This window comes from Mycobacteriales bacterium (assembly GCA_030697205.1).
Lineage (GTDB): Bacteria > Actinomycetota > Actinomycetes > Mycobacteriales > SCTD01 > JAUYQP01.
Map to the genome: position 1 here is coordinate 87729 of JAUYQP010000034.1, position 20415 is coordinate 108143.

A 20415-nucleotide genomic window follows, 5' to 3' on the forward strand; every position below is an offset into this window, starting at 1 on the left:
CTGCGCTGTACCCGCCTCATGCGAACCCGTCGTGGGCCAGGCGTGCACCGCTACGGACGGGGCGTCCCGGCGGCGCTGGGGTGCGCTGACTGCACGGCGGTGATCGTCAACGGCACGAGCGGCGGCCAGGAGGTGACCTTCGAACCAGGCCCGGCCAGTCGCCGCACCTCGCGTCGGCTGAGCAGCCGGTCAGTCGACTGCCAACGGTAGGCGCTTCGCGCGAACAGGCGCTGGTGGAGCCGCCGGGGCAGCCAGTGGACGAAGAACGTCTTGGTGTGCGTCTCGACCGGCGACCAGCGGTGCGGCGTGGTGTGGAAGACCGCGCAGCGCGCCACGCGGCGGCTCTCGTCGAAGTAGCGCTGCTGGTCCGCTTCGTCACCTACGTGCTCGATGACCGCGTTGCTGAAGACGTAGTCGAAGCTGTTGTCCGCGAAGGGCAGACGGCTGCCGTCACCGCGAACGACCTCGAAGCCCAGCTTGCGACGCAGGTCCTTGAGGGGTGGGTAGAAGAGCCCCACGGCGTCGCGGCCCTGGGCGAGCGCGATCTCCACCTGGTTCGTCACAGACGAGTTGCTGGGGTTCGACAGGCCGACCATCAGCAGCGACACCCCCTTCGGGATGACCGCTTCGACGGCGGCCACCTTTCGGCGGCGGGAGTAGTTGCTCACCTTGAGCGCGACGGGGTCGAGCAGCACGCGATAACAGTAGGACGGCGGGCACAGGCACGGCATACCGGGGCCGGGTGGGGCCGGAAGACGTGCGTGGCCTCCTAGCGCAGCGAACGTGGAGTCGCTGCGCTCCCTGGCGTCCTCGACGCCGACTACTCAGCGGAGGGGGGGAAGTATCCGCTGACCGGCGGGACCGCCTGCACGCCCTCCTGCGCTCCCCACGGCGACGGGGGTGCGACCGGCACAGCGATCAGTGGGGCGGCCGGTGCGTCCGGCTGAGCCGCGAGCTCCCGCGCGGCAGCGCTCTCGAGAGCCTCGAGCCGACGATCGATCCCCTCTGCCAGCTCCAGCAGCCGCGCCATCACCTCGGACTGCTCGCGGGCGAGCAGGTCGAGCTTGAGCTGCACGCGACCCAGGGCACCCAGCAGCGCAACCGTCTGCCCGCGCGCGACTTCGGTGCTGTCGTAGTCCGACGCCGTGGGCGCGGCAGCCGATCCCGAGGCGGGGGCGGGACGCCCGCGGCGCGCCGGCGCGAGTCCTTCATCGGGTCGTGTCATGCCTCGTCCTCCCGGGACGTCGGGGACTTCCGTGGAGTACGACGGGGACGAGCCGCCTGAGCGGGCGCGTCAGGCGTGGCTGCCGGTGCTGTGGGGCGCACCCGTGCGCGGGTCGCTCGCTTGGGCGCCGGTTCGGTGACTGTCGGCTCCGGCTCGATCAGGTCAGGCAGGACGTCGCCCGACGGATCAGCGGGCTCCTCAGATCCCGCGGGCGGCGACGCGGCGATGCCCCGTCGCACTCGGTCGAGCAGCCCTCGGCCCTTGACCCCGCCGCGGGACAGGACGTCCTCCAGCACTCGGACGAACTCGTCCGCGCGGCGGCTCTCGAGCTGCTCGTCCCGGGCTTCCAGGCGACGGGTCTGCGCGCCCAGCGCGTCGATTGCCGCGGCCAGTCCTGCCTCGACGCGCCCGGCCAGCTCGTGGATCTGCTGGCGACCACGAGCCGTGGCCGCTGCGTCGCGCTTCTCCTGTGCCCTCAGCCGAGCGCGCAACGAGCCCAGGAAGGCCTCGGAATCCTCGGCCAGCGACGCGGCCCGCTGTTCGGCGTCTTCCACCAGGGCGCGCGCGGCCTCCGCCATGCTGTGAAGGGCCTCAGCCGCACTGTCCGCCGACTCCTGTCGGCTTCGGATCATCCGCTGCTCGGCGTCCAGCGCCGCCTCGTCGACCGCGGTGATGGCGAACGACGCAGCCGCCTCGAGTCGGGTCGCCGCCTCGATGCCGGCCAGGCGGATCTGCTCGGCCAAGGCCGCGCCGGTGCTGCGCAACGCGGTGTCCGAGATCGCCGCCTGCGTCTCGAGCACCGAGCTGACGGCGTCCAGGCGCTGGACCGTGACCTCGGCGGCCCACTCGAGGGCTGTGCGGGCGTCCTCCGTCCGCACAGCCGCCGCCTCGGCGATGGCTGTGAGGGTCGACGTCGTGAGCCCGAGCTGCGTCAGCACCTGCTGGCTGCTCTCGGCGGCGTCGTCACGCAGCGCCTGGGTGCTGTCGGTGACCGCAGCCGACAGGCGCTGGGCCAGCGCCTCGATGTCCCCGCCCAGCTGCCAGCGCAGGTCGGCGCGCATCGCCTCGACCGCCTCGGCAGTGCCAGTCCCCAGCACCTCGGCCACCGCGCCGAGCCGCACCGCCGCGTCGTCGGTGACCTGCCGAGCAGTTGCGTCGAAGTCCTCGGCGAGAGCTGCCGCCGCGTCGACGATCCGTTGCGCCGTCGCATCAGCGACGGCACACAGGTCGGCCGTGGCATCACCGACCTGCCCGGCGGCCGCGTAGGCGGCACCGGCGAGCGAGACGGTCGCCTCCGAGACCTGACGTGCGGCTGCACCCGTGGCCGAGCTCGTGTGCTCAGCCAGCTGCCGAGCAGCCTGTTCCGCTGCCACCGCCACGGCGACCGCAGCAGCTGCCACCTCGTCAGCGGCTGCGGCGGCCGCACCCTCGGCGGCCACAACAAGAGCGGCCGTCGCCTCGCTGACCTGCTGGCTGTGCCGTCGGATCGCGGCAGCCGCCGTCTGCAGGGAGTAGAGGGTCTCGGCCTGTCCGTCGGCGACCTGATCGCGCAGGACGTCGACGAGTCGATCCCCGGCCACCCGGATCTGGCTCATGACTGCGGCCGCCTGCTCCTCGAGGGGGGGCGCTTGGTGCATGTAGTGATCCTCCAGGGTGGGTGCCACCCGAGGATACGGTGCCCGTGTCGCCCTCTCACGTCCGCTGGCTGCTGCCGATAGAGGAGCGTGGACCGTCCTCGCCCCCGCGCCTCAGGACGCCACCGCGTCCGTGACGCGGTGCTGGGCACCCATCTCGACCCGCGGATGCGGGCCGCCCGCCTCGCCGGGATCCTGCACCTCGTCGGGGCCACGACGATGCTCGTCACGGCGCCCTTCATCGCGATCCCCGACGCACCCGCCTTCTTCGTCACCGTCGTCTACGCGGTCGCCTCGGCAGCCGTCATCATGCTGCTGGACTGGACCCGCTGGCGGCCGTGGGCGACGGTGCTGCCGCTCGTCAACGGCACCCTGATCATCGGCCTGCTCATCGGTGCGTGGGCCGGCGTGATGGACCACTACCTGCTGTTCTACGCCCTCTGCGCGGTCTACGCCGGGCTCACCCAGCCACCAGGTACGGCGCTCAAGCTCGCCCCCTTCACCTTCTCCACCGCCGCACTCGCCCTGGCCGGAGCGCAGACCCGCGAGCACGCCGTCGACATCCTCGGCGCCGTCGTGCTCTACAAGGTCGTCGGTGAGGTCGTCGGCAGCGCCGTCGCCAAGCAGGACAGCGTCCACCGCGACGCCCAGAAGCTCCTGCACGCCGTCAGCAGCCTGCACGAGGAGCGCTCCGAGACCGGAGCCGCCGACCTCGTCGCCGAGCTCGCCCAGACCCTGCTCAGTCCCGACGTCGCCATCACCATGGTCGCGAGCCAGCCCGGCAGCTCGATCTACGTCAACCGCGGCCAGCGCGGCCTCGACGACGCCCTCGGGTCGCTCATCGTCGACAGCGCCGGCAACAGCGGTGTCGGGCTGTCGATGCGCGAGGACCGCGCGATCTTCGTCGCCGACGCCCAGATGTCACCGCTGCTCGCCCGCTCCGTCGTCGCCCGCCTGGGCCTGGCCAGCGTGCTGTTCGTCCCCGTCCCCGGCGAGGGCGGCTACCTCGGCTGCGTCGTCGTCGGCTGGCACACCCGCCAAGACGCCCTCGACGACTTCGGCGAGCAGGTCGTGCACCTGCTCTCCCAGCAGGCCGGGACCCTGCTCGAGCGCCTGCGCAACGAAGGCCGCCTGCAGGTCCAGGCCCGCACCGACGCCCTCACCGGCCTCGGCAACCGCCGCGCGTTCCTCGACGCCCTCGACCGCCTGCGCCCCGGCGGCGCCGTGCTGTTCGTCGACCTCGACCACTTCAAGACCGTCAACGACACCCTCGGCCACGCCGCCGGCGACGAGGTCCTGCGCGACTTCGCCACCGCCCTGAAGCGCAGCGTCCGCGACGGCGACTGCATCGCCCGCTACGGCGGCGAGGAGTTCGCCGTCGTCCTGCCCAGCGCCGCCAGCGTCGACATGAGCGCCGCCGCCCAAGTCGTCGTCCAACGCCTACGCGCCGCCTGGCAAGGCCCCTGCACCTTCAGCGTCGGCATCGCCACCCACCGCCTCGGCGATGCCCCCAGCACCACCCTCGCCCGCGCCGACCAAGCCGTTTACACCGCCAAGGCCAACGGCCGCAACACCCTCGTCCTCGCCGCCAGCTGACCTGCGGTCGACGACGCGCCGCTCACGTCGAGACAGCCCGGAACTCAGGCCGCGTCGATGGTCACCCTGATGAGCCCTGTCTTCGCGGCCGTCGGGGCCTCGCTCCCGGGCTCTGCGAACGACGACAGGTACTCCCGCAGGGCGTCGACGACGGCAACTCGGGCCGCCGCCTCAGTCGGCGCGCACGTCACCACACCGGGCAGCTCGCGCAGCTGAGCCTGCGTCCATCCGCCTTCCACCGGCGTGAGCACGACGGTGAAGGCGAGCGTGGTCGACATGAGGCTGATGCTACGGCGACATGGCCCTGTGACGGGCTTCCCCAAAGACACCTAAAGATGCTTGGGTGTAAGTTACTGCTAGCGGACTTTAGGTGGCAGGGAGCGAGGGCAGCTATGCGATTCGTCGGGCGGGCTCCGGACCTAGAGCGTCTTCGCGAGCTGCTCGCGACCGTCGCTGAGCGCGGCACAGGCACGCTGGTGAGCGTCCGTGGACGGCGCCAGGTGGGGAAGTCCCGCCTGCTGACGGAGTTCCTGTCGAGGGAGGACGTCCCGCACGCGTACTTCACCGCGATCAAGAACGCCTCGACGCAGCAGCAGATGGCAGCGCTCCACACTGACGTCTTGGCGTCCCGTCACCCGATCGCGGGCGCAGCCGAGCTCTTCGCGAGCCCGCCCGTCGACTGGTCGGACGCGTTCGGCAAGCTCGCGCTCGCGGCCCGCCTCGCCGACGGCCCAGTTGTCGTCGTGCTCGACGAGCTTCCGTGGGCGGCCGAGACCGACCCGACCCTCGAAGGACGCCTGCAGAACGCCTGGGACCGCTCGCTCGAGGCCACGCCTGTCCTCCTGGTGCTCGTGGGCTCCGACCTCGCGGTCATGGAGCGGCTGACCGCTCACGACCGTCCGCTCTACGGCCGCGCGCGCGAGCTCCAGGTCCGGGCCTTCGACCCGGTCGAGTGCCAGGCCGCACTCGGGCCGGGCTGCAGCGCCCTCGACGCCTTCGACGCCCACCTCGTCACGGGCGGCTACCCACGTCTGGTCCAGGAGCTCCGGGAGGCCGGCAGCCTCGACCGCTTCGTCCGAGAGGGTCTCAGCGACGACAGCAGCGCCCTCGCTCTGCTCGGGCAGCGCTCGCTCGACGCCGAGTTCGCCCCGCACCTGCAGGCCCGCAGCGTCCTTCGCGCGATCGGGTCACAACCGGTCGGACGGGCGAGCTTCAGCAACGCGGTGGCCCTGCTCTCGTCCGACACGGGGCCTGCGCCGCGCACGGCGATCGCCCGCGGGGTCGAGCACCTGCGGGAGAAGGCTGCCGTCGCGGTCGATCTCCCCTTCGGTGCACCCACGCGATCCAAGCTCACGCGCTACCGCGTGACTGACCCGTACCTGTCTTTCTGGATGCGCTTCGTCGAAGCCCACCTGGCCTCGATCGCCCGCGGCCGTACGGACCTCGCCATCGCGGCCTTCACCCGCGACTGGACGACGTGGCGCGGCACCGCCGTCGAGCCGATCGTGCGCGAGGCCCTCCTCAGGCTCGGCGGTCGTCACCCCGACCTCTCGGGCGTCGAGTCCGTGGGTGGCTGGTGGAACCGCGAGAACAACCCCGAGGTCGACCTCGTCCTCGGCGACCGCCGAGGCGCCGTCTCCTACCTTGGTTCCGTGAAGTGGCGGGCTCGCAAGGCCGTCACAGCAACCGAGCTGCGCGACCTCAGCTGGGCTCGCACTACGGTCCCTGGCTCGGCTGACGCCCGACTGGTGACCGTGTGTCCTGCCGGCCTGGCGCGCGGTGTCGAGTCGGACCTGCACCTCGGTCCCGACGAGCTCCTCGACGCCTGGCGCCCAGGGCCGCCCTGAGAGGAGCGCAGGATCTGGCGCGGACACGAGCACAGCGCGGGGCCGGATCACCGGACGCCCACGCTCTCCAGCGCCTGCTCGATGGCGTCGAGCAGGGAGCTGCAGGGGTCAGAGCTCGCCGGGGCGACCCAGGGCATGGCCCTGCCCGAGGTCCACGCCGAGCGCGCGCAGGGCGTCGCGCTGCCGGTCGGACTCCACGTGCTCCGCGACCACGAGCGCACCTGCCCGATGGGCGACCTCCACCAGGCCCCTGATGACCGCCGTCGCCCCGACCGACGGGAGCCGGCGCACCAGCCCGCCGTCGATCTTGATGTAGTCCGGGGTCAGGCTGGCGAACCACTGCAGCGAGCTGTAGCCCTCGCCCAGGTCGTCCAGGGCGACCTGCAGGCCACGGCTCCGCGCCTCCGCGAGGACCTCCGCGAAGCGCTGCTCGTCGGAGAGGGGACGCCGCTCGGTGACCTCCAGCACCACGCGCGACAGCGGCACCCCGGCGTAGAGCGCGGTGCGCTCCAGCAGGGTGAGCAGGCGTCGCAGCGCGTCGGCATTGGAGGCGCTGGTGTTGACGAACAGCCGCCCCTCGCCGAGCCCGTCCGCGGCCCCCGAGATCGCGGCCACGACGGCGCGCGCGTCCAGCTCGTCGTGCAGCGCCACGGACCCGGCGCCGCCGAACAGGGCGCCGGTGTCGAGCAGCCGGCCGTCCAGCCGGACCCGCAGCAGCGCCTCGTGGCCGTGGACCGCACCGTCGACGAGGCTGACGACGGGCTGGTACGCCGCGGACCACCTGCCCCGCTCCATCACGGCAGCCAGCGCACCGCCCTGCTCGTCGAGCAGGTCGGCCAGCGACCCGGCCGACATCGCCCTGACGACGGCCGACGTACCGATCGGCCCCGGGGGCAGGACGACGGCGCGGACGTGCGTGGCGCGCTCGTGGTTCACCAGCAGCGACAGGCGCTCCAGCAGCACGTCGAGGTCGGGGACGCTGAGCAGCAGCGCCTCCTCGACCACCCGGCTCCCGCCGCCCGGCAGGGCGGCCACAGCGTGCCGGACCGCCGTCACCGTGGCGGCGTCCACGCCGCTGAGCAGGACGCTCACCGGCGACCCATCCGGGGAGCCGCCGACAGGCACCAGCGGCCTCCTCGTCGACGGGATCGCCGTCGCCGAGGCGTCAGCAGGCAAGGGGCAGGGCGGGGACGACGCGCCTCCAGGTGACCGCGTCCTCGCCGCAGGCGCGGGCGTCGAGCCAGGTCAGGTGCTGCTGGACCGCGTCGCCGAAGGGCTCACCCGCCGCACCGAGCAGGTGCAGGGCCGACAGGTCGGGGTCGAGGGCCCGCAGGACGACGATCTCGCGGTGGAGCGCAGCGAGCGCCGGGTCGAGCGGCAGCCCGGACGGTCGACCGCACAGCGCTGCCGCGAGGCAGGCGTGGTCCGCGTCGAGGCCCCGGACCAGTGCGGCCAGGGACCGCAGCAGGTCGCCGCTCATGCTGTGCGCTCCTCGAGCAGGGTGAGCTCGGAGGACAGGCGCGGGTCCACCAGGTCGAGCAGCAGCGTCAGCGGTACGCCGTGCTCCAGCAGATCGAGGACGTTCACGACCACCTCCACATAATGGGACATGTCGAGCATCCCCCAGTTCGACGGTCATTGCGTCAGCCACTCAGCCGGACCTGATTTCGCCACCTAGGGGTGGTCTGGCAGGTCGACCGGACACGTCGGCGCTAGTCCGTTTGGCCCTGGCAGTTGACCAGTGACGGCAACACCTTTGACATCAGACCGTGGCAATCGGGGCGGCACATGGCGTAGAACCTCACCCCGAGTCCGTGCCACTATTATGTCGCCACGACAGTCACCCAGCTCGAGAGCAAGGTCACCACCATGGCCAGCACACGCGGCCTCGTCGTCGACGACCACACCTACATGCGCGCCGCGATGGTCGACTGCCTCCAGCAGGCGGGGCTGGAGCCCGTCCTCGACGCCGACACCCTCGCCGCGGCGCGCGAGATCGCGGCGGGCCCTCCGGTCGGTCTCGTCGTGCTCGACCTCCGGCTGCCCGACGGGTCGGCGCTCGAGATCATCCCCACGCTGCGCGCGACCGGGGCTCGGGTCCTGTGCTTCACCAGCGCCGACGACGGCTACAGCGTGCGCTCGGCCTACGCCGCCGGGGCGAGCGGCTACCTGCTGAAGTCCGCAGCGCACGACACGGTGACCCACGCGGTCCGCGAGGTGCTCGCCGGCCGCGTCTACGCCGACCCGACGGTCGCCGCCCTGCTCGTCCAGGGCGTGCAGGAGGCGCCGAAGGGCGACGGCACCCCGCTCACCCGGCGCGAGATCTCCGTGCTGGAGCTCGTCGCCGAGGGCCTGTCCAACCCCGAGATCGCCGAGCGGCTCGCCATCGCGCCGCTCTCGGTCAAGAGCCACCTGGCCAGGATCGGCCGCAAGCTCGGGGTCGGCGACCGCACCCAGATGGTGACCGCCGCGATGCGCGCCGAGGTCCTGCGCTGAGCCGGGCAGCCTCGCCGAGGGCGGTCAGCCCCGGCCGGTGAGCAGGTCGACGGCGACGCGGTCGAGTTGCAGCGGGATCGCCTCGCCGAGGGTGGCGGGTCGCGCGGAGGTGCGGCGGGCGTCCAACCAGTCGAGGTGCGCGACCACGGCCGCGCCGTGCTCCACCGCCGCCTCGGCCAGCAGCCCGAGCCCGGTGAGCCCGGGCTCGCGGTAGCGGCGCGACACCAGGTCGGCGCACAGCGCGGCGAGCGCCGGGTCGAGCGGGGGCTGCGCGACCAGGTCGCCGGCCAGCACCGCGGCGACCCGAACGTGGTCGGTGTCGAGGTCGCGGACGGCTGCAGCCATCGCCTGGAGCAAGTCGCTCATGACGCGTCCTGGCTCGGCCCGTCGCCCAGCGCGCCCTTGCCCTCGGCGAGCAGCTCGTCGGCGCTGGGCAGCCGCCAGGCGAGGTCGATCAGCAGGGTCAACGGGACACCGGCCGCCAGCAGTCGCATCGCTCGCTCGTTCACGGACGGTTCCTCCCGGTCTGCGTCGTTCTCTCCCTTGACTATCGCCGCAGGAGGGGGGCCATCACAGACCCGAGCAGTCGGACCTGAGCGGGTGGGATGACCCCTACCGGTTGGGGCCGGCCGCGTCCGGCCCGCTGCTCCGTACGGCGCAGCGCTCAGGCGGACTGCAGGCGCGCGTGGGCGCCACCGTGCGCCAGCGGCACCCGGAGCCGGACCGTCGTGCCCTGCCCGGGCCGCGACGCGATCTCGACGCGGCCACCAGCGAGGCGGGCCCGCTCCCGCGCGATCCGCAGGCCGACGTGGCGCCCGAGGCTGCTGTCGACCTCGTCGAGGCGGAACCCGGGGCCGCGGTCGGAGACGACGACCTCCAGCTCCGCGCCCGCGAGGTGCACGTCGAGCCGCACCCCGACGCCGTCGGCGTGCTGGACGGCGTTGAGGAGCGTCTCCTGCACGAAGCGGTACGTCGTCGTCGCGAGCGTGCCCGACATCGGCACCGACACGTCGGGCCACGTCACGTCGACGTGCACGGCGTAGCGGGCACGCAGCTCGGCACACAGGTCGGCGATCGCCGCCGCGAGGTCGCCGCCCGCGAGCTCCGGCGGTCGGATCCGGGCGAGCACCGCCCGGAGCTGGTCCTCGGCCTCGCGGACCGTCTCGATGCCCCCGAGGCCACCCGCGGGCAGCTCCCTGTCCAGCTGGAGCAAGGCCTGCGCGAGGGTCTGCGCCACCGTGTCGTGCAGCTCCCCGGCCAGCGCGGCCCGGGTCGCCTCCTCCGCACGGACCAGCTCGGCGAGGATCCGGCCGGTGTTCTGGGTGGCGCTCGAGACGCTCTCCCGCGAGGCCCCCACCACCCGCTTGATGACCTCGGCGTGGCCCGTGTCGCGGATGACGCGGGAGTGCAGGGCGAGCAGCTCTCGCGAGACGGCGGGCGTGCGCCGGCCGACGGCCCTGACCTCCCTCGCGACCGTGGCGCCGCCGGCGAGCGAGACCAGCGCCGCGGCGCTCGCGACCAGCACGGCGTGGTGCGGCAGCAGCACGACCCCCAGCAGAGCGGCACAGGCCGGCCCGGCGACCAGCAGGGCGAGCGGGACCCGACCGAGGAGCTGGCGCAGCGTCAGGGCGGTCATGCCGACTGCCAGCGACCGATGACGACGACGTCGTCCGGCTCCTGCTCGGCGGGCGACACGAGGTCGGCGAGGAAGGAGCTCAGCTTCTCCTCCGCCGCGAGCAGGTCGTCGGCGAGCGACGTGCGGTGCCGCAGCGACACGACGGTCGCGTCGGTCTCGAGGCGCTGGCGCACCAGCCGGACCGCCTCGAGCGCACCGGCAGCGTCGCCACCGCGGTCGCGCAGGTCGACCAGGGGCGGGTCGCCGGCGCCCTCCTCGCGGGCCTTCAGCCAGCCCGAGGTCTCGGCGGCGAGGGTCGACAGCAGCACCAGGTCGCTCTGCCGGAACGGCTCTTGCGAGGGGTCGCGCCACACGCCGATCAGCGCACTCGGGTCGGTCCCGCCGACCGCGATGCCGATCCAGTGGCCGCGCAGGGCCCCGTCCGGCAGGGCGAGCACGCAGGCCGGCCAGCCGGCCCGGAGGACCTCGTGGGACACGCTCGTGTGGGTCACGGTGCCGTCGACGTCGCGCGTGCGGTTGAGGCGCATGCCGTCCAGGGCGAGCAGCTCGGTCCTCGAGGCGGCAAGCAGCTCCCGCACGGTGCGGGCGACGAGGGCGGCGCTGTGGTCGCCGCGTCCGGCGTACAGCTCCTTGGCGTGCCCCGCGAGCGCGAGGCTCACCGACGAGCGCACCCGGCGTCGCGTCGACTGCTCCTGCGACCACAGGATGAGCACCGCGGGGGCGGCGAAGGCCGGGAGCATCGCGGGGTCGAGCTCGAAGGTGTGACTCGCGAGCAGGGCCGTCGAGCTGATCGCGACGACGTGGAGCAGCCACGGCCAGCTGGCGCCGGCCAGGGGGCGGAGGTTGCCCTGCCCGGTGGCGACCCCGAGGACGAGGCGGACCAGCCCGTCGTTGACGAGGACGAAGACCACGAGGCCGAGGATGGTCCCGGCGTCGCCCGGCACCCTCTCTGCGATGACGCAGGCGAGGGCGGTCGCCACGCCGAACTGCGCGGCGTTGAAGGCGAGCTTGTACGCCGGGAGCTGCCTGCGCACCTGGGCGAGCACGACAGCCGAGACGAGCACGAGGACGATCCACCGTCCGGGTTCGAGGGCGAGCGCCACGACGAGCGGGCCCTCGGTGAGGGTGAAGGACTGGCGCTCACCGCCACGGCTGACGTGCACCGGCCGCAGCTCGGTCACCGCGCAGGCGGCCCCGAAGAGCAGCAGGCCGACGATCGAGCCGTGGGCGCCCTCGATGGACAGGACCAGGGCGACAGCAGCGAGGCCGGTCGCGACGGTGAGCGCCGCGACCCCCCTGACGCGCTGCGCCTCGGTCCGCAGGGGCATCAGCGCAGCGACCAGGAGGTCGCGGACCAGGACGTGGCGGACCAGGACGTCGCCGACCAGGAGGTGGCGGACCACGAGGTCGCCGACCAGGACGACGCCGACCACGAGGTCGCCGACCAGGAGGTGGCGGTGGGTGCCGGCTCGCCGGCCGTGCCGCTGCCGTCCCACGCGGGCTGGTCCGCCGCGCGCCGGACCTCGGTCGGGATGCGCAGCAGGCCCGCGCCGTCCGCGGTGCCGGACAGCGGGCTGGCGGCGTGGGCGAAGCTGACGCGCACGTCGTCGGGGCTGAGCCCCTCCCTGCCGGAGAGGAAGACCGCGACGGCACCCGCGGCGACCGCGGTCGCCTGGCTGGTGCCACTGCCGCTCCACAGTCCGGAATCGGTCTGCGCCTCCGGGTTGCTCTGCGCGATCCGCGACGACGGCGGGAGGACCGACAGGACCGAGACGCCGGGCGCGACGAGGTCGGGGCGCTGCAGCCCCGCGACGACGGCGGAGCCGCTGAACGACGCGGTCGACGCCGCCGTCTGCGTGGTGTCGGCCGCGCCCACCGCCATGAGGAGCGGGTCCTGGCCGGGGTCGCCGACCTGCGAGGGGTCGTTTCCGGTGGCGACCGCCACGACGATCCCCGCGTCGCGCAGGCGCTCCGCCCCATCGGTCAGGGGGTCGCGCCCGTAGCCCTCCTCGGGGCGCGCGGCGGACAGGCTGAGGGAGACGACGTCGATGTCGAGGCGGGCGCGGTTCTGCACCACCCAGTCGAAGCCGTCGAGCACGCGCGAGAGGCTGGTCGAGCCGTCAGCGGTCGCGACCTTGACGTCGACGACGCGGGCCGCCGGCGCGACGCCGACCTGCATGCCCTTCCACTTGCCGCCGGCCACCAGGTTGGCCATGAACGTGCCGTGCCCGTGCCCGTCGCGCGGCCCGTCGCCCTCACCGGAGGTGTCGGCGCCGTCCACGAGCCGGCCGCTCTCGCGGGTCAGCAGCGCGGTGTCGGCGACTCCGGTGTCGATGACGGCGACCGTCACCCCGCTGCCCGCGTCGCCCTGCCCCGCGGTGCCTCCGACGGCGGTCGGCGCGAGGACGCCCTCGCCCTTGCCCCCGTTGCCGGCGACGGAGAGCATCCGGTCGGGCGCGACCCCGCGCACCCCCGGCACCGACCGCAAGGACAGCAGGTCCGCCGGAGCGGCGTCGACCACGACCGCACCCACAGCCGTCAGCTCCCGGGCGACCGTGACCCCTGCCGGCAGCGCGCCGGTGTCGAAGCCCGGCGCGACGGACAGCACGAAGCGGGCACTGCCCGCGGCTCCGGCCTGCGGGCGCTCCGGCTGCGCGACCGACGGCGTGGCCGACAGGGCCACTGCGAGGAGACCGGCGGCGCCGGTCAGCGGTACGAATCGCACGGGAATGCTCCAACTTCGAGGGGTATGGCAGGCCCGGCAACACTCCCAGCACCGAGGCCTCCCGCAGCAGGTGCAGCCGACCACCGCGCCACTGCTGCGACCGGAGCAGTCAGCCGGCTCAGACGGCCCTGGGGTGTGCGTCGCCCTCGTCCTCGAGCAGCAGCGCGAGCGCGGCCATCAGGTCCTCCGGCCGGCCCCGGCGAGGGGCGGCGAGCTCTCCGGCGAGCTGGGCGAGTGCGGCGTCGTGCGTCATGGTTGCTCCTGGGTCGTCGGGTGACTCGACCAACGCAGCGGCGCCGCGCGAGGCACGGCCCGCGGCCCGCTTTCACCCGACCGGGCGACGACACACCCGGGCGTTGCGGACAACCGCCCGTAATGGCACGAGTAACTGCTTGCCGATGTTGACGGCACTGGGCAGCGACCGAGGCTTGGTGTCCGAGGGCTGGCACAGCAGGTGCGCGGCGTCGTCGCCTCGTCTGCGGCGATCTCTGCGACGCCGACTCGCTGCTGGTCGACGCTGACCTGCGGGCCGCGGGCACGGGCAGATTCGCCCACTGGTGTCTGCGTGGGCACGCTACATTCGCTCCCGTCGGGGGGGGAACCAGGCCGCTGCCGCGGCCGCGATCATTACACTGGAGTACACGACAGGTGGTAGAGCAGGGCTTGCGCGGCCTTCGCATCCTCGTCGTCGGGATCAACTACGCGCCGGAGCACTCCGGGATCGCTCCCTACACGACGCAGGCGTGTGAGCACTTCGTCGCGCAGGGAGCCGAAGTGTTCGTGCTCGCCGGGGTGCCGCACTACCCCCACTGGTCGATGCCCGGTGAGTACTCCGGCCGCTTGCGCACCGACGAGGTCCGCAACGGCGTCCCCGTGCGTCGCCTGCGCCACCATGTGCCGGCGAAGCAGTCGGCTCTCCGCAGGATCGTCTACGAGGTGAGCTTCGGCTCCCACGCCTACACCCAGCGCCTCCCGTTCCGGCCCGATGTCGTGCTCGCGGTGGTGCCCTCCCTGTTCGGCACGGCTGCCGCCGCACTGCTGGCGCGGCGGCACGGCGCGCGCCTCGTTGTGTGGGTCCAGGACCTGATGGGGCCGGCGACCGCCCAGAGCGGCATCGCGGGTGGAGCCAGCATCAGTCGGGTCACGACGCTCATCGAGGGCTGGGCGCTGCGCCGCGCCGCCGCTGTCGGTGTGCTCAACGCCACCTTCCGGCCCTACGTCGAGAGCATCGGGGTGGCCCCCGAGCGCATCCACGTCGTCCCCAACTGGTCCCATGTGGAGCGGCCCGGAGCCGACCGACGGGTGACGCGCGCGCGACTCGGCTGGGCCGACGACCAAGTGATCGCGCTGCACAGCGGCAACATGGGCCTCAAGCAAGGCCTGGAGAACGTCGTGGCGGCCGCGCGGCTCGCGATGGACGCCGCCCCAGAGCTGCGCTTCGTGCTGATGGGCGACGGCAACCAACGACTCGCGCTGGAGGACATCGGGGGCATGCTCCCGAACCTCGACTTCCTGCCGCCCGCTGACGACACGGAGTTCACGGACGTGCTGGCGGCGGCCGACGTCCTGCTGATCAACGAACGCGCCGCCACCCTCGACATGAGCCTGCCCAGCAAGCTCACCTCCTACTTCCGTGCCGGACGACCGGTGCTCGCCGCTGTGCCCGGCCTCGGGACGACCGCCGACGAGATCCGTCGCTCGGGCGGCGGCGTCGTCGTCGCCCCTGAGGACGCCTTGACGCTGTTGCGTGGGATCCAGGACCTCATGGCCGACGAGGAGCTGCTGTGCCAACTGGCTGCAGCCGCGGCCGCCTACAGCGAGGAGCACCTCGGCGAGCAGTCCAGTCTCCGGCGGTTGGCTCGGCTCGTGAGCTTGTCGGGCGCCGGCGTGGACCAGCCCGCCGGACGCGGCCTCAAGTAGGTCCTGGACCGGTCGATCCAAGAACGTGGGCAGGCTGCGAGTACGAGAGCTCGGTACGTCGCAGGGTCGCTGTGCCTCGTGCGGGGCCACCGCGGATCTCCGCCTGACCGAGTTCCGCGACGCCCGCTCGCCACGCGAGTTCCTCGACCGCCGACGCCCGACCCCGGTGTGGCGATCTGTCAGCTGCGCTGCCTGCGGCGTCAGCTATCCGGTGCGCGGCACCGACCGGACGCCGCGGGGAGCCGAAGACCGGGCAGCGTTCGTCGCACCCGGGCGCGACTGGCACTACGCGGGCTCTGCTGCTGAGGCCCGCAACTGACTCATACCTGGCATGCTGAGGCCGTGACCAGCGAGTCCCTCCCCACCTGTGCCCAGTGCGGGCGTCGCCAAGAGCGCCTTTTCCCCAGGGCGGAGCTGGGTCAGGTCTGCGCCCACTGCTACGAGTCGCTGAGCCGGTTGCGCCCGGAGTGGTCTCGCCTCGAGTACCTCGGCACAGCGGGCCTGCTGGCGGGGTTCGCGCTGGTCGTCGTGGCCGTCGTCGCCTTGCTCGTGCGATAGCCATGCAGCTGACAGTCGAGTGACAAGGCGACGGCGCGCGCTCGTCCTGGTCGCGGTCCTCGCGACTCTGCTCCTCGGAGTCGGCAGCTGGCTGGCCGCGCGGGGCGTGATGGCGCGTGACGAGCTCCTGGGTGCCCGCGCCGATCTGGCCACCGCGCGCGCCGCTCTGATGGCGCACCGCAACGAGGCGGCAGACGTGGCCATCGAGCGAGCTGCGACGCGCACGCGACGCGCGGTAGCGCTCATGCACGACCCGGTCTTCCGGGCGGCTGCCAGGCTTCCCCTCGTCGGGAGGTCTGTCAGGGTCGGCCAGGAGGTCGCGAGCGCGGCCGAGGTCGTGGCCGCGGACATCCTCCCTGACGCACTGGTCACGGCGCGTGCCCTCGATCCCTCGCTGCTCCGGCGACCCGACGGGAGCGTGGACGTGATCCGGCTCCGTGCGGCGTCCCCTCGCGTGACCCAGCTCTCCGTCAGAGCCACGGCGCTGGCGCGTCAGACCGCGGGTCTGCCGCGCGCCAGGGTGCTCGGCGTCGTCGACCGCGGGCGGGACGACATGCTGGGTCAGCTCGACGAGCTCGCCGAGGGTCTCGACAACGCCTCACGGGCGGTGCGTCTCGCACCGGTGCTGCTCGGCGCGGACCGGCCCCGGCGCTACTTCGTGCTCGTCCAGCAGACGTCCGAGAGCCGTGGCACCGGTGGGCTCCTGGGGGGGTTCGCGGTGTTGGAAGCGCGCAGCGGCCGCGTCACCGTGTCGGCGCAGGGCTCGACCGCCGACCTGCGCAACGGACCGGTGAGAGTGCCCGCCGAGGTACCGCAGGACTACCGCGACCTCTACACCGCCGACGGCATCGTCCCGTTCTGGCAGAACATCAACCTGAGCCCGGACCTGCCGATGGTGGCCAAGGTGGTCGCGGCCCGGTGGACGTCGCAGACGGGTCAGACCATCGACGGCGTGGTCGCGCTCGACGCGATCGCACTCTCCGACATCCTCAGCGGAAGCGGCCTCGTCGACCTCGGCAACCGCACGATCCGTCCCGAACAGCTGCCCGAGTACCTCGCAGTCGGCCAGTACCGCGAGTTCGTCACCCTCGCGGAGCGCCGCGCGCGAAAGGACAAGCTGGCGGCGGTGTCGCAGGCCGTCACGTCACGGCTCACCCGGGGGGGCGGGAGCTCCGCCAACCTCGTGCGCGGGCTGGCCAAGGCGGTGAGCAGCGGCCACCTCCGGATGGCGAGCGAGGATCCGGCGCTGGGCCCCGAGCTGAGAGAGGCCGGGATCGATGGGGGGCTTCCACGGGGACCCGCGCCCGTCGCCTACCCGGTGGTCTACAACTCCTCGGCCGGCAAGCTCGACTACTTCCTGGACCGGCACGTGCGCTACACGGTCGGGTCCTGCGACGGAGAGCGGCGGGCCAGCACCATCGAGGTGCGGCTGCGCAACAGCGCACCGGCAACCGGACTCCCGCCGTACCTGACCATCGACTACGACGGCCACGTGGAGAGGCAGAGCTACGACGCGTCGGTCGTCCTGTCGGTCTACGGCACCCAGGGCGCCCTGCTCGACACAGCCACCCTGGACGGCGAACCGGTGTCACTCCTGCCGACCGGGCCGGGCGGACCCTTCCTCACACCTGCGACGGAGTCCGGCCTGCCGCTCTGGTACCTCGACCTCGACCTACCGCGCGGCACGACGCGCACCCTCACGCTCCACCTGGACGAGCCCGTGGTCGGGGGCCCGCCACGACTGCCCGAGCAGCCCCTGGCCAGAAGCCTCGAGGCGACGACGTCTGGGCCGACCTGCTGAAGCGGTTCACGACGAAGGCCTCCGCTCCGCCGATGTGGCGGTGCGGAGGCCTTCACCTCAAGATGTGAGAGCTAGGCAGGTGAGTCGGTCATCCGACGGCGACGACCCGCGATGACAGCGCCGGCGCCGACGCCGACGAGCGCCAGACCGGTGACGCTCACCAGCGCGATCTCGTTGCCGGTCGCCGGCAGGCCGAGCCCGCCACCAGGCGCACCCGTGCCACCGCGCGCGATGGCCACGTTGGCTGCGGTGACCGTGATCGGCGTGCTGATCCTGAGCGGTGCGCCAGTGGGCGACACACCGGTCAGGACGATGCTGTGCGCACCCACGCTCAGGCCGAGCGGGATGGTGACCTCCGCGTCGATGACACCGATGCTGTCAGCGGTGAACGTCCCGAGGAGGATCGGCGTCGACTCCGCGTAGACCTCGACCTGCGAACCGGGCTTGAAGCCCTCGCCGTGCACCTTGTACTTCTGGCCGGGTACGGGAGTGGGGTCTTCGACGGAGGTCTTGGGCGGGCACTGGCCAGGCGGGTAGTGCCCAGCCGGGTTGGGGCAGTTGTGCGTCGCGAAGGCGGGCGCCTGGAGTCCGAAGACCGCCAAGCCGCCCAGGGTCACGGCTGCAGCCGCAGATCCCACACGGGAGACGGACATAGGAACTCCTTCGGTCGAGAAAGTGTGCGGAGAGAGGTTTGAGAGAGTGTCGCACACCGTGAGTGACCGTGGCGGCGCGTGAGCTGAATCACAAACATGTCACGCTGAGGTGAGAGGCCGCTGCTAGCGGTCGATGCGCACGTTGCGGCCGGCGAGCTCGTCCTCGAGCTTCTTGACGTCGCCGTCCACCATCCGGTTCACCAGGTCGGCACCGAAGGTCTGCGCCTTCCAGCCGAGCACGCGCTCAGCCTTGCTGGCGTCGCCGATGAGGGCGTCGACCTCGGATGGCCGCTCGTAACGGGCGTCGTAGGCGACGTGCTTCTCCCAGTCGAGGTTGACGCGCGCGAAGGCGGCTTGGCAGAAGTCGCGCACCGTCATGGCGTGTCCGGTCGCGAGCACGTAGTCGGTCGCCTCATCGGCCTGCAGCATGCGCCACATGCCCTCGACATACTCAGGCGCATAGCCCCAGTCCCGCACGGAGTCGAGGTTGCCGAGCCACACCTTGTCCTGCAGACCCGCGGCGATCCGCGCAACCGCGCGCGTGATCTTGCGCGTCACGAAGGTCTCGCCGCGCCGCTCGGACTCGTGGTTGAACAGGATCCCGTTGCAGGCGTACATCCCATACGCCTCGCGGTAGTTCACGGTCGCCCAGTAGCCGTAGAGCTTGGCGACGGAGTACGGCGAGCGCGGGTGGAACGGCGTCTCCTCATTTTGCGGCGGCGGCGTCGAGCCGTAGAGCTCGCTGCTCGAGGCCTGGTAGAAGCGCGTGTTCACGTGGGCGGCGCGCAGGGCTTCCAGCAGGCGCATCGTCCCGAGGCCCGTGATGTCGCCGGTGTACTCCGGCATCTCGAAGCTCACCTTGACGTGGCTCTGCGCTCCGAGGTGGTACACCTCGTCCGGCTTGATCATTGCAAGCAGGTTGACGAGGCCGGTGCCGTCCGACAGGTCGCCGTGGTGCAGGACCAGCTTGCGCTCCGGGTCGTGCGGGTCCTGGTAGTACTCATCGATGCGATCGGTGTTGAAGGTCGACGCACGTCGGATCAGCCCGTGGACCTCGTAGCCTTTACGCAGCAGCAAATCAGTCAGGTAGCTCCCGTCTTGCCCTGTAATGCCGGTGATGAGCGCTCGCTTCTTCATCCTTCAAATCTAGCGCGTTGCGACCCGAAGACAGCTGGCCAGGTGGATGCTCCAGGCAACCGCAGCCCCCTCTTCCCGCCCGCAAGTCGGGGCCTCAGACCACGAACGGCGCGGCGCCGGAACGGTCCTTCTCCAGTCCCAGCTGGCGTCTGGCCGCTGCTACCTGAGGCTCTCGCCAGTGACGAACCGCGACCGAACCTCCTCACGAGCCCTCAGCACGCTCCGACGCGTTCCTTAAGGAAATAGCCGCGCCCGAGAGTGGCGCGGTGTACTAACCAAACTTGGCGGGGGCCCTACCAACCGTGCCGTTGTACGGGGTGACCGCCGCGCGATAGCGCTCATAATTACGTATAACAGAACAGTCACGTACAGCATTCTGCAGGCAGTACGGAGATTGTACTGGGCAAACAATATCGCCGCTAAGAAAGCCACGCCCGTGGGGGCCACCGATATATATACGTACCGCCCGGCCTTTAAAAGCCGTGCAGTGGCGGATTCAGCTAGTCCAAATATGCCACCGGCGAACAGGAAAAAAACGGCCGTGAACCACGCTCCGTGATTGGCCACTTCGCCGAGACCAGCGTAGGGAACAGATGAAGAAAGTCGCAGCGACGCGCCCGCGGGGGATGCTAGAAGCGACCCAGGCAAGGGCCCGACCGAGAACCAGAAAGCAGACCAGTCAATGTGACCGGCGCTATAAATTGTGAGCGCTACCACATTAAAGCCGGATAGAAAGTTGGCCAAGGTCGTCAGGTAGATGTCGTACGCAAAAAAGGTCACGCTCGGCAACGCTTCTATGTTTGGCAATAAGCCCTGCACGGCCAAGCCTCGCATATGAAGCGGTATGGGTACGAGAATCAGCGCCGTGCCCACTCCCGCTAGCAAGAGGAATGGCCTCGCCCGTCGGGACCCCAACGCCAGCCCAACGAAGTACATAAGCGCTACAAGCGACATCATACGACTTGACAGGGCGAATGAAAATAATTCAAGACCGAAGAACAAGCCTAGCGAGGCCAGACGACCGGGCCACCTGGACGAACGCAGCGCAAGTCCAAGAAGAGCCGCCGCTGGAATCATCAGATATGTAAGAACACCGCCAAAGGGGGTTGGTATCAAGTAGTCATCGCGTGCCAGCAACTGATCGAACGGCCGAAGGCTCACGTTGAAGGCCAGAGTGACCACACCGA

At 71.7% G+C, this 20415-nt stretch carries 19 protein-coding genes; 6 read left to right on the forward strand and 13 right to left on the reverse strand.

The annotated features are described in order from the left end of the window. Nucleotides 1-50: 50 nt before the first annotated feature. The 3 genes from Q8R60_11115 to Q8R60_11125 all read right to left on the reverse strand — a co-directional run bounded on the left by Q8R60_11115 (nucleotide 51) and on the right by Q8R60_11125 (nucleotide 2862). On the reverse strand, nucleotides 51-695 hold the full coding sequence (locus Q8R60_11115) for a methyltransferase domain-containing protein (protein MDP3713017.1): 645 nt from the start codon (nucleotides 693-695) through the stop codon (nucleotides 51-53). 125 nt (nucleotides 696-820) lie between these two features. Next, on the reverse strand, nucleotides 821-1225 hold the full coding sequence (locus Q8R60_11120; protein ID MDP3713018.1) for a hypothetical protein: 405 nt from the start codon (nucleotides 1223-1225) through the stop codon (nucleotides 821-823). Next, the gene (locus Q8R60_11125) at nucleotides 1222-2862 is read right to left on the reverse strand and encodes a hypothetical protein (protein MDP3713019.1); all 1641 of its coding nucleotides are present in this window, start codon (nucleotides 2860-2862) and stop codon (nucleotides 1222-1224) included. The genes Q8R60_11120 and Q8R60_11125 overlap by 4 nt, the downstream gene beginning before the upstream one ends. A 138-nt stretch (nucleotides 2863-3000) precedes the next feature. Here Q8R60_11125 and Q8R60_11130 point away from each other — a divergent pair, with 138 nt between their 5' ends. After that, entirely contained in the window at nucleotides 3001-4455 is a 1455-nt protein-coding gene (locus tag Q8R60_11130) for a sensor domain-containing diguanylate cyclase (protein MDP3713020.1), read from the forward strand. Nucleotides 4456-4499: 44 nt separating this feature from the next. Here Q8R60_11130 and Q8R60_11135 read toward each other — a convergent pair whose 3' ends face one another. Then, nucleotides 4500-4733, reverse strand: coding sequence for a hypothetical protein (locus tag Q8R60_11135; GenBank protein MDP3713021.1), 234 nt, complete (start codon nucleotides 4731-4733; stop codon nucleotides 4500-4502). Nucleotides 4734-4847: 114 nt separating this feature from the next. On the opposite strand from Q8R60_11135, the gene Q8R60_11140 reads away from it, so the two are divergent. Then, a complete protein-coding gene (locus Q8R60_11140) occupies nucleotides 4848-6302 on the forward strand; it encodes an ATP-binding protein (GenBank protein MDP3713022.1) in 1455 nt (484 codons plus the stop codon). A gap of 108 nt (nucleotides 6303-6410) precedes the next feature. On the opposite strand, the gene Q8R60_11145 is transcribed toward Q8R60_11140, so the two are convergent. Both Q8R60_11145 and Q8R60_11150 read right to left on the reverse strand, forming a co-directional pair. Further along, nucleotides 6411-7394 carry an EAL domain-containing protein gene (locus Q8R60_11145; protein MDP3713023.1) on the reverse strand — a complete coding sequence of 328 codons (984 nt, stop codon included), beginning with the start codon at nucleotides 7392-7394 and terminating at the stop codon, nucleotides 6411-6413. A gap of 73 nt (nucleotides 7395-7467) precedes the next feature. Then, nucleotides 7468-7782: a hypothetical protein gene (locus Q8R60_11150; protein MDP3713024.1), complete on the reverse strand. Its 315-nt coding sequence runs from the start codon at nucleotides 7780-7782 to the stop codon at nucleotides 7468-7470. A 389-nt stretch (nucleotides 7783-8171) separates the two neighbouring features. Between Q8R60_11150 and Q8R60_11155 the strand changes: the two genes are divergently transcribed. Next, on the forward strand, nucleotides 8172-8798 hold the full coding sequence (locus Q8R60_11155; protein ID MDP3713025.1) for a response regulator transcription factor: 627 nt from the start codon (nucleotides 8172-8174) through the stop codon (nucleotides 8796-8798). 24 nt (nucleotides 8799-8822) lie between these two features. On the opposite strand, the gene Q8R60_11160 is transcribed toward Q8R60_11155, so the two are convergent. The 5 genes from Q8R60_11160 to Q8R60_11180 form a co-directional block, all read right to left on the reverse strand. Next, complete coding sequence (locus tag Q8R60_11160; protein ID MDP3713026.1) at nucleotides 8823-9164, reverse strand: hypothetical protein; 342 nt, start codon at nucleotides 9162-9164, stop codon at nucleotides 8823-8825. Then, nucleotides 9161-9307: a hypothetical protein gene (locus Q8R60_11165; GenBank protein MDP3713027.1), complete on the reverse strand. Its 147-nt coding sequence runs from the start codon at nucleotides 9305-9307 to the stop codon at nucleotides 9161-9163. The genes Q8R60_11160 and Q8R60_11165 overlap by 4 nt, the downstream gene beginning before the upstream one ends. Nucleotides 9308-9462: 155 nt before the next feature. Next, nucleotides 9463-10434 (reverse strand): ATP-binding protein, encoded by a 972-nt coding sequence (locus Q8R60_11170; GenBank protein MDP3713028.1) that lies wholly within the window; start codon nucleotides 10432-10434, stop codon nucleotides 9463-9465. A gap of 1327 nt (nucleotides 10435-11761) precedes the next feature. Then, entirely contained in the window at nucleotides 11762-13159 is a 1398-nt protein-coding gene (locus tag Q8R60_11175) for a S8 family serine peptidase (protein ID MDP3713029.1), read from the reverse strand. Between the two features lie 118 nt (nucleotides 13160-13277). Next, the gene (locus Q8R60_11180) at nucleotides 13278-13412 is read right to left on the reverse strand and encodes a hypothetical protein (protein MDP3713030.1); all 135 of its coding nucleotides are present in this window, start codon (nucleotides 13410-13412) and stop codon (nucleotides 13278-13280) included. Between the two features lie 410 nt (nucleotides 13413-13822). On the opposite strand from Q8R60_11180, the gene Q8R60_11185 reads away from it, so the two are divergent. The 3 genes from Q8R60_11185 (at nucleotide 13823) to Q8R60_11195 (ending at nucleotide 17438) form a co-directional block, all read left to right on the forward strand. After that, nucleotides 13823-15079 carry a WcaI family glycosyltransferase gene (locus tag Q8R60_11185; protein MDP3713031.1) on the forward strand — a complete coding sequence of 419 codons (1257 nt, stop codon included), beginning with the start codon at nucleotides 13823-13825 and terminating at the stop codon, nucleotides 15077-15079. 342 nt (nucleotides 15080-15421) lie between these two features. Further along, nucleotides 15422-15637, forward strand: a complete 216-nt coding sequence (locus tag Q8R60_11190) for a hypothetical protein (GenBank protein MDP3713032.1) — start codon at nucleotides 15422-15424, stop codon at nucleotides 15635-15637. Nucleotides 15638-15656: 19 nt separating this feature from the next. Next, on the forward strand, nucleotides 15657-17438 hold the full coding sequence (locus Q8R60_11195) for a DUF4012 domain-containing protein (protein ID MDP3713033.1): 1782 nt from the start codon (nucleotides 15657-15659) through the stop codon (nucleotides 17436-17438). 71 nt (nucleotides 17439-17509) lie between these two features. Here Q8R60_11195 and Q8R60_11200 read toward each other — a convergent pair whose 3' ends face one another. Next, nucleotides 17510-18091, reverse strand: a complete 582-nt coding sequence (locus Q8R60_11200) for an LPXTG cell wall anchor domain-containing protein (GenBank protein ID MDP3713034.1) — start codon at nucleotides 18089-18091, stop codon at nucleotides 17510-17512. Nucleotides 18092-18214: 123 nt separating this feature from the next. Further along, the gene (gene gmd, locus Q8R60_11205) at nucleotides 18215-19228 is read right to left on the reverse strand and encodes a GDP-mannose 4,6-dehydratase (GenBank protein ID MDP3713035.1); all 1014 of its coding nucleotides are present in this window, start codon (nucleotides 19226-19228) and stop codon (nucleotides 18215-18217) included. Nucleotides 19229-20415 lie beyond the last annotated feature (1187 nt).

Excerpts from the sequence above, each read along its gene's own strand:
- Q8R60_11180 (MDP3713030.1), bottom strand. The coding sequence starts at position 13,412 with ATGACGCACGACGCCGCACTCGCCCAGCTCGCCGGAGAGCTCGCCGCC.
- Q8R60_11155 (MDP3713025.1), top strand. The coding sequence starts at position 8,172 with ATGGCCAGCACACGCGGCCTCGTCGTCGACGACCACACCTACATGCGC.
- Q8R60_11135 (MDP3713021.1), bottom strand. The coding sequence starts at position 4,733 with ATGTCGACCACGCTCGCCTTCACCGTCGTGCTCACGCCGGTGGAAGGC.
- Q8R60_11120 (MDP3713018.1), bottom strand. The coding sequence starts at position 1,225 with ATGACACGACCCGATGAAGGACTCGCGCCGGCGCGCCGCGGGCGTCCC.
- Q8R60_11200 (MDP3713034.1), bottom strand. The coding sequence starts at position 18,091 with ATGTCCGTCTCCCGTGTGGGATCTGCGGCTGCAGCCGTGACCCTGGGC.
- Q8R60_11170 (MDP3713028.1), bottom strand. The coding sequence starts at position 10,434 with ATGACCGCCCTGACGCTGCGCCAGCTCCTCGGTCGGGTCCCGCTCGCC.
- Q8R60_11150 (MDP3713024.1), bottom strand. The coding sequence starts at position 7,782 with ATGAGCGGCGACCTGCTGCGGTCCCTGGCCGCACTGGTCCGGGGCCTC.
- Q8R60_11125 (MDP3713019.1), bottom strand. The coding sequence starts at position 2,862 with ATGCACCAAGCGCCCCCCCTCGAGGAGCAGGCGGCCGCAGTCATGAGC.
- Q8R60_11160 (MDP3713026.1), bottom strand. The coding sequence starts at position 9,164 with ATGAGCGACTTGCTCCAGGCGATGGCTGCAGCCGTCCGCGACCTCGAC.
- Q8R60_11140 (MDP3713022.1), top strand. The coding sequence starts at position 4,848 with ATGCGATTCGTCGGGCGGGCTCCGGACCTAGAGCGTCTTCGCGAGCTG.
- gmd (MDP3713035.1), bottom strand. The coding sequence starts at position 19,228 with ATGAAGAAGCGAGCGCTCATCACCGGCATTACAGGGCAAGACGGGAGC.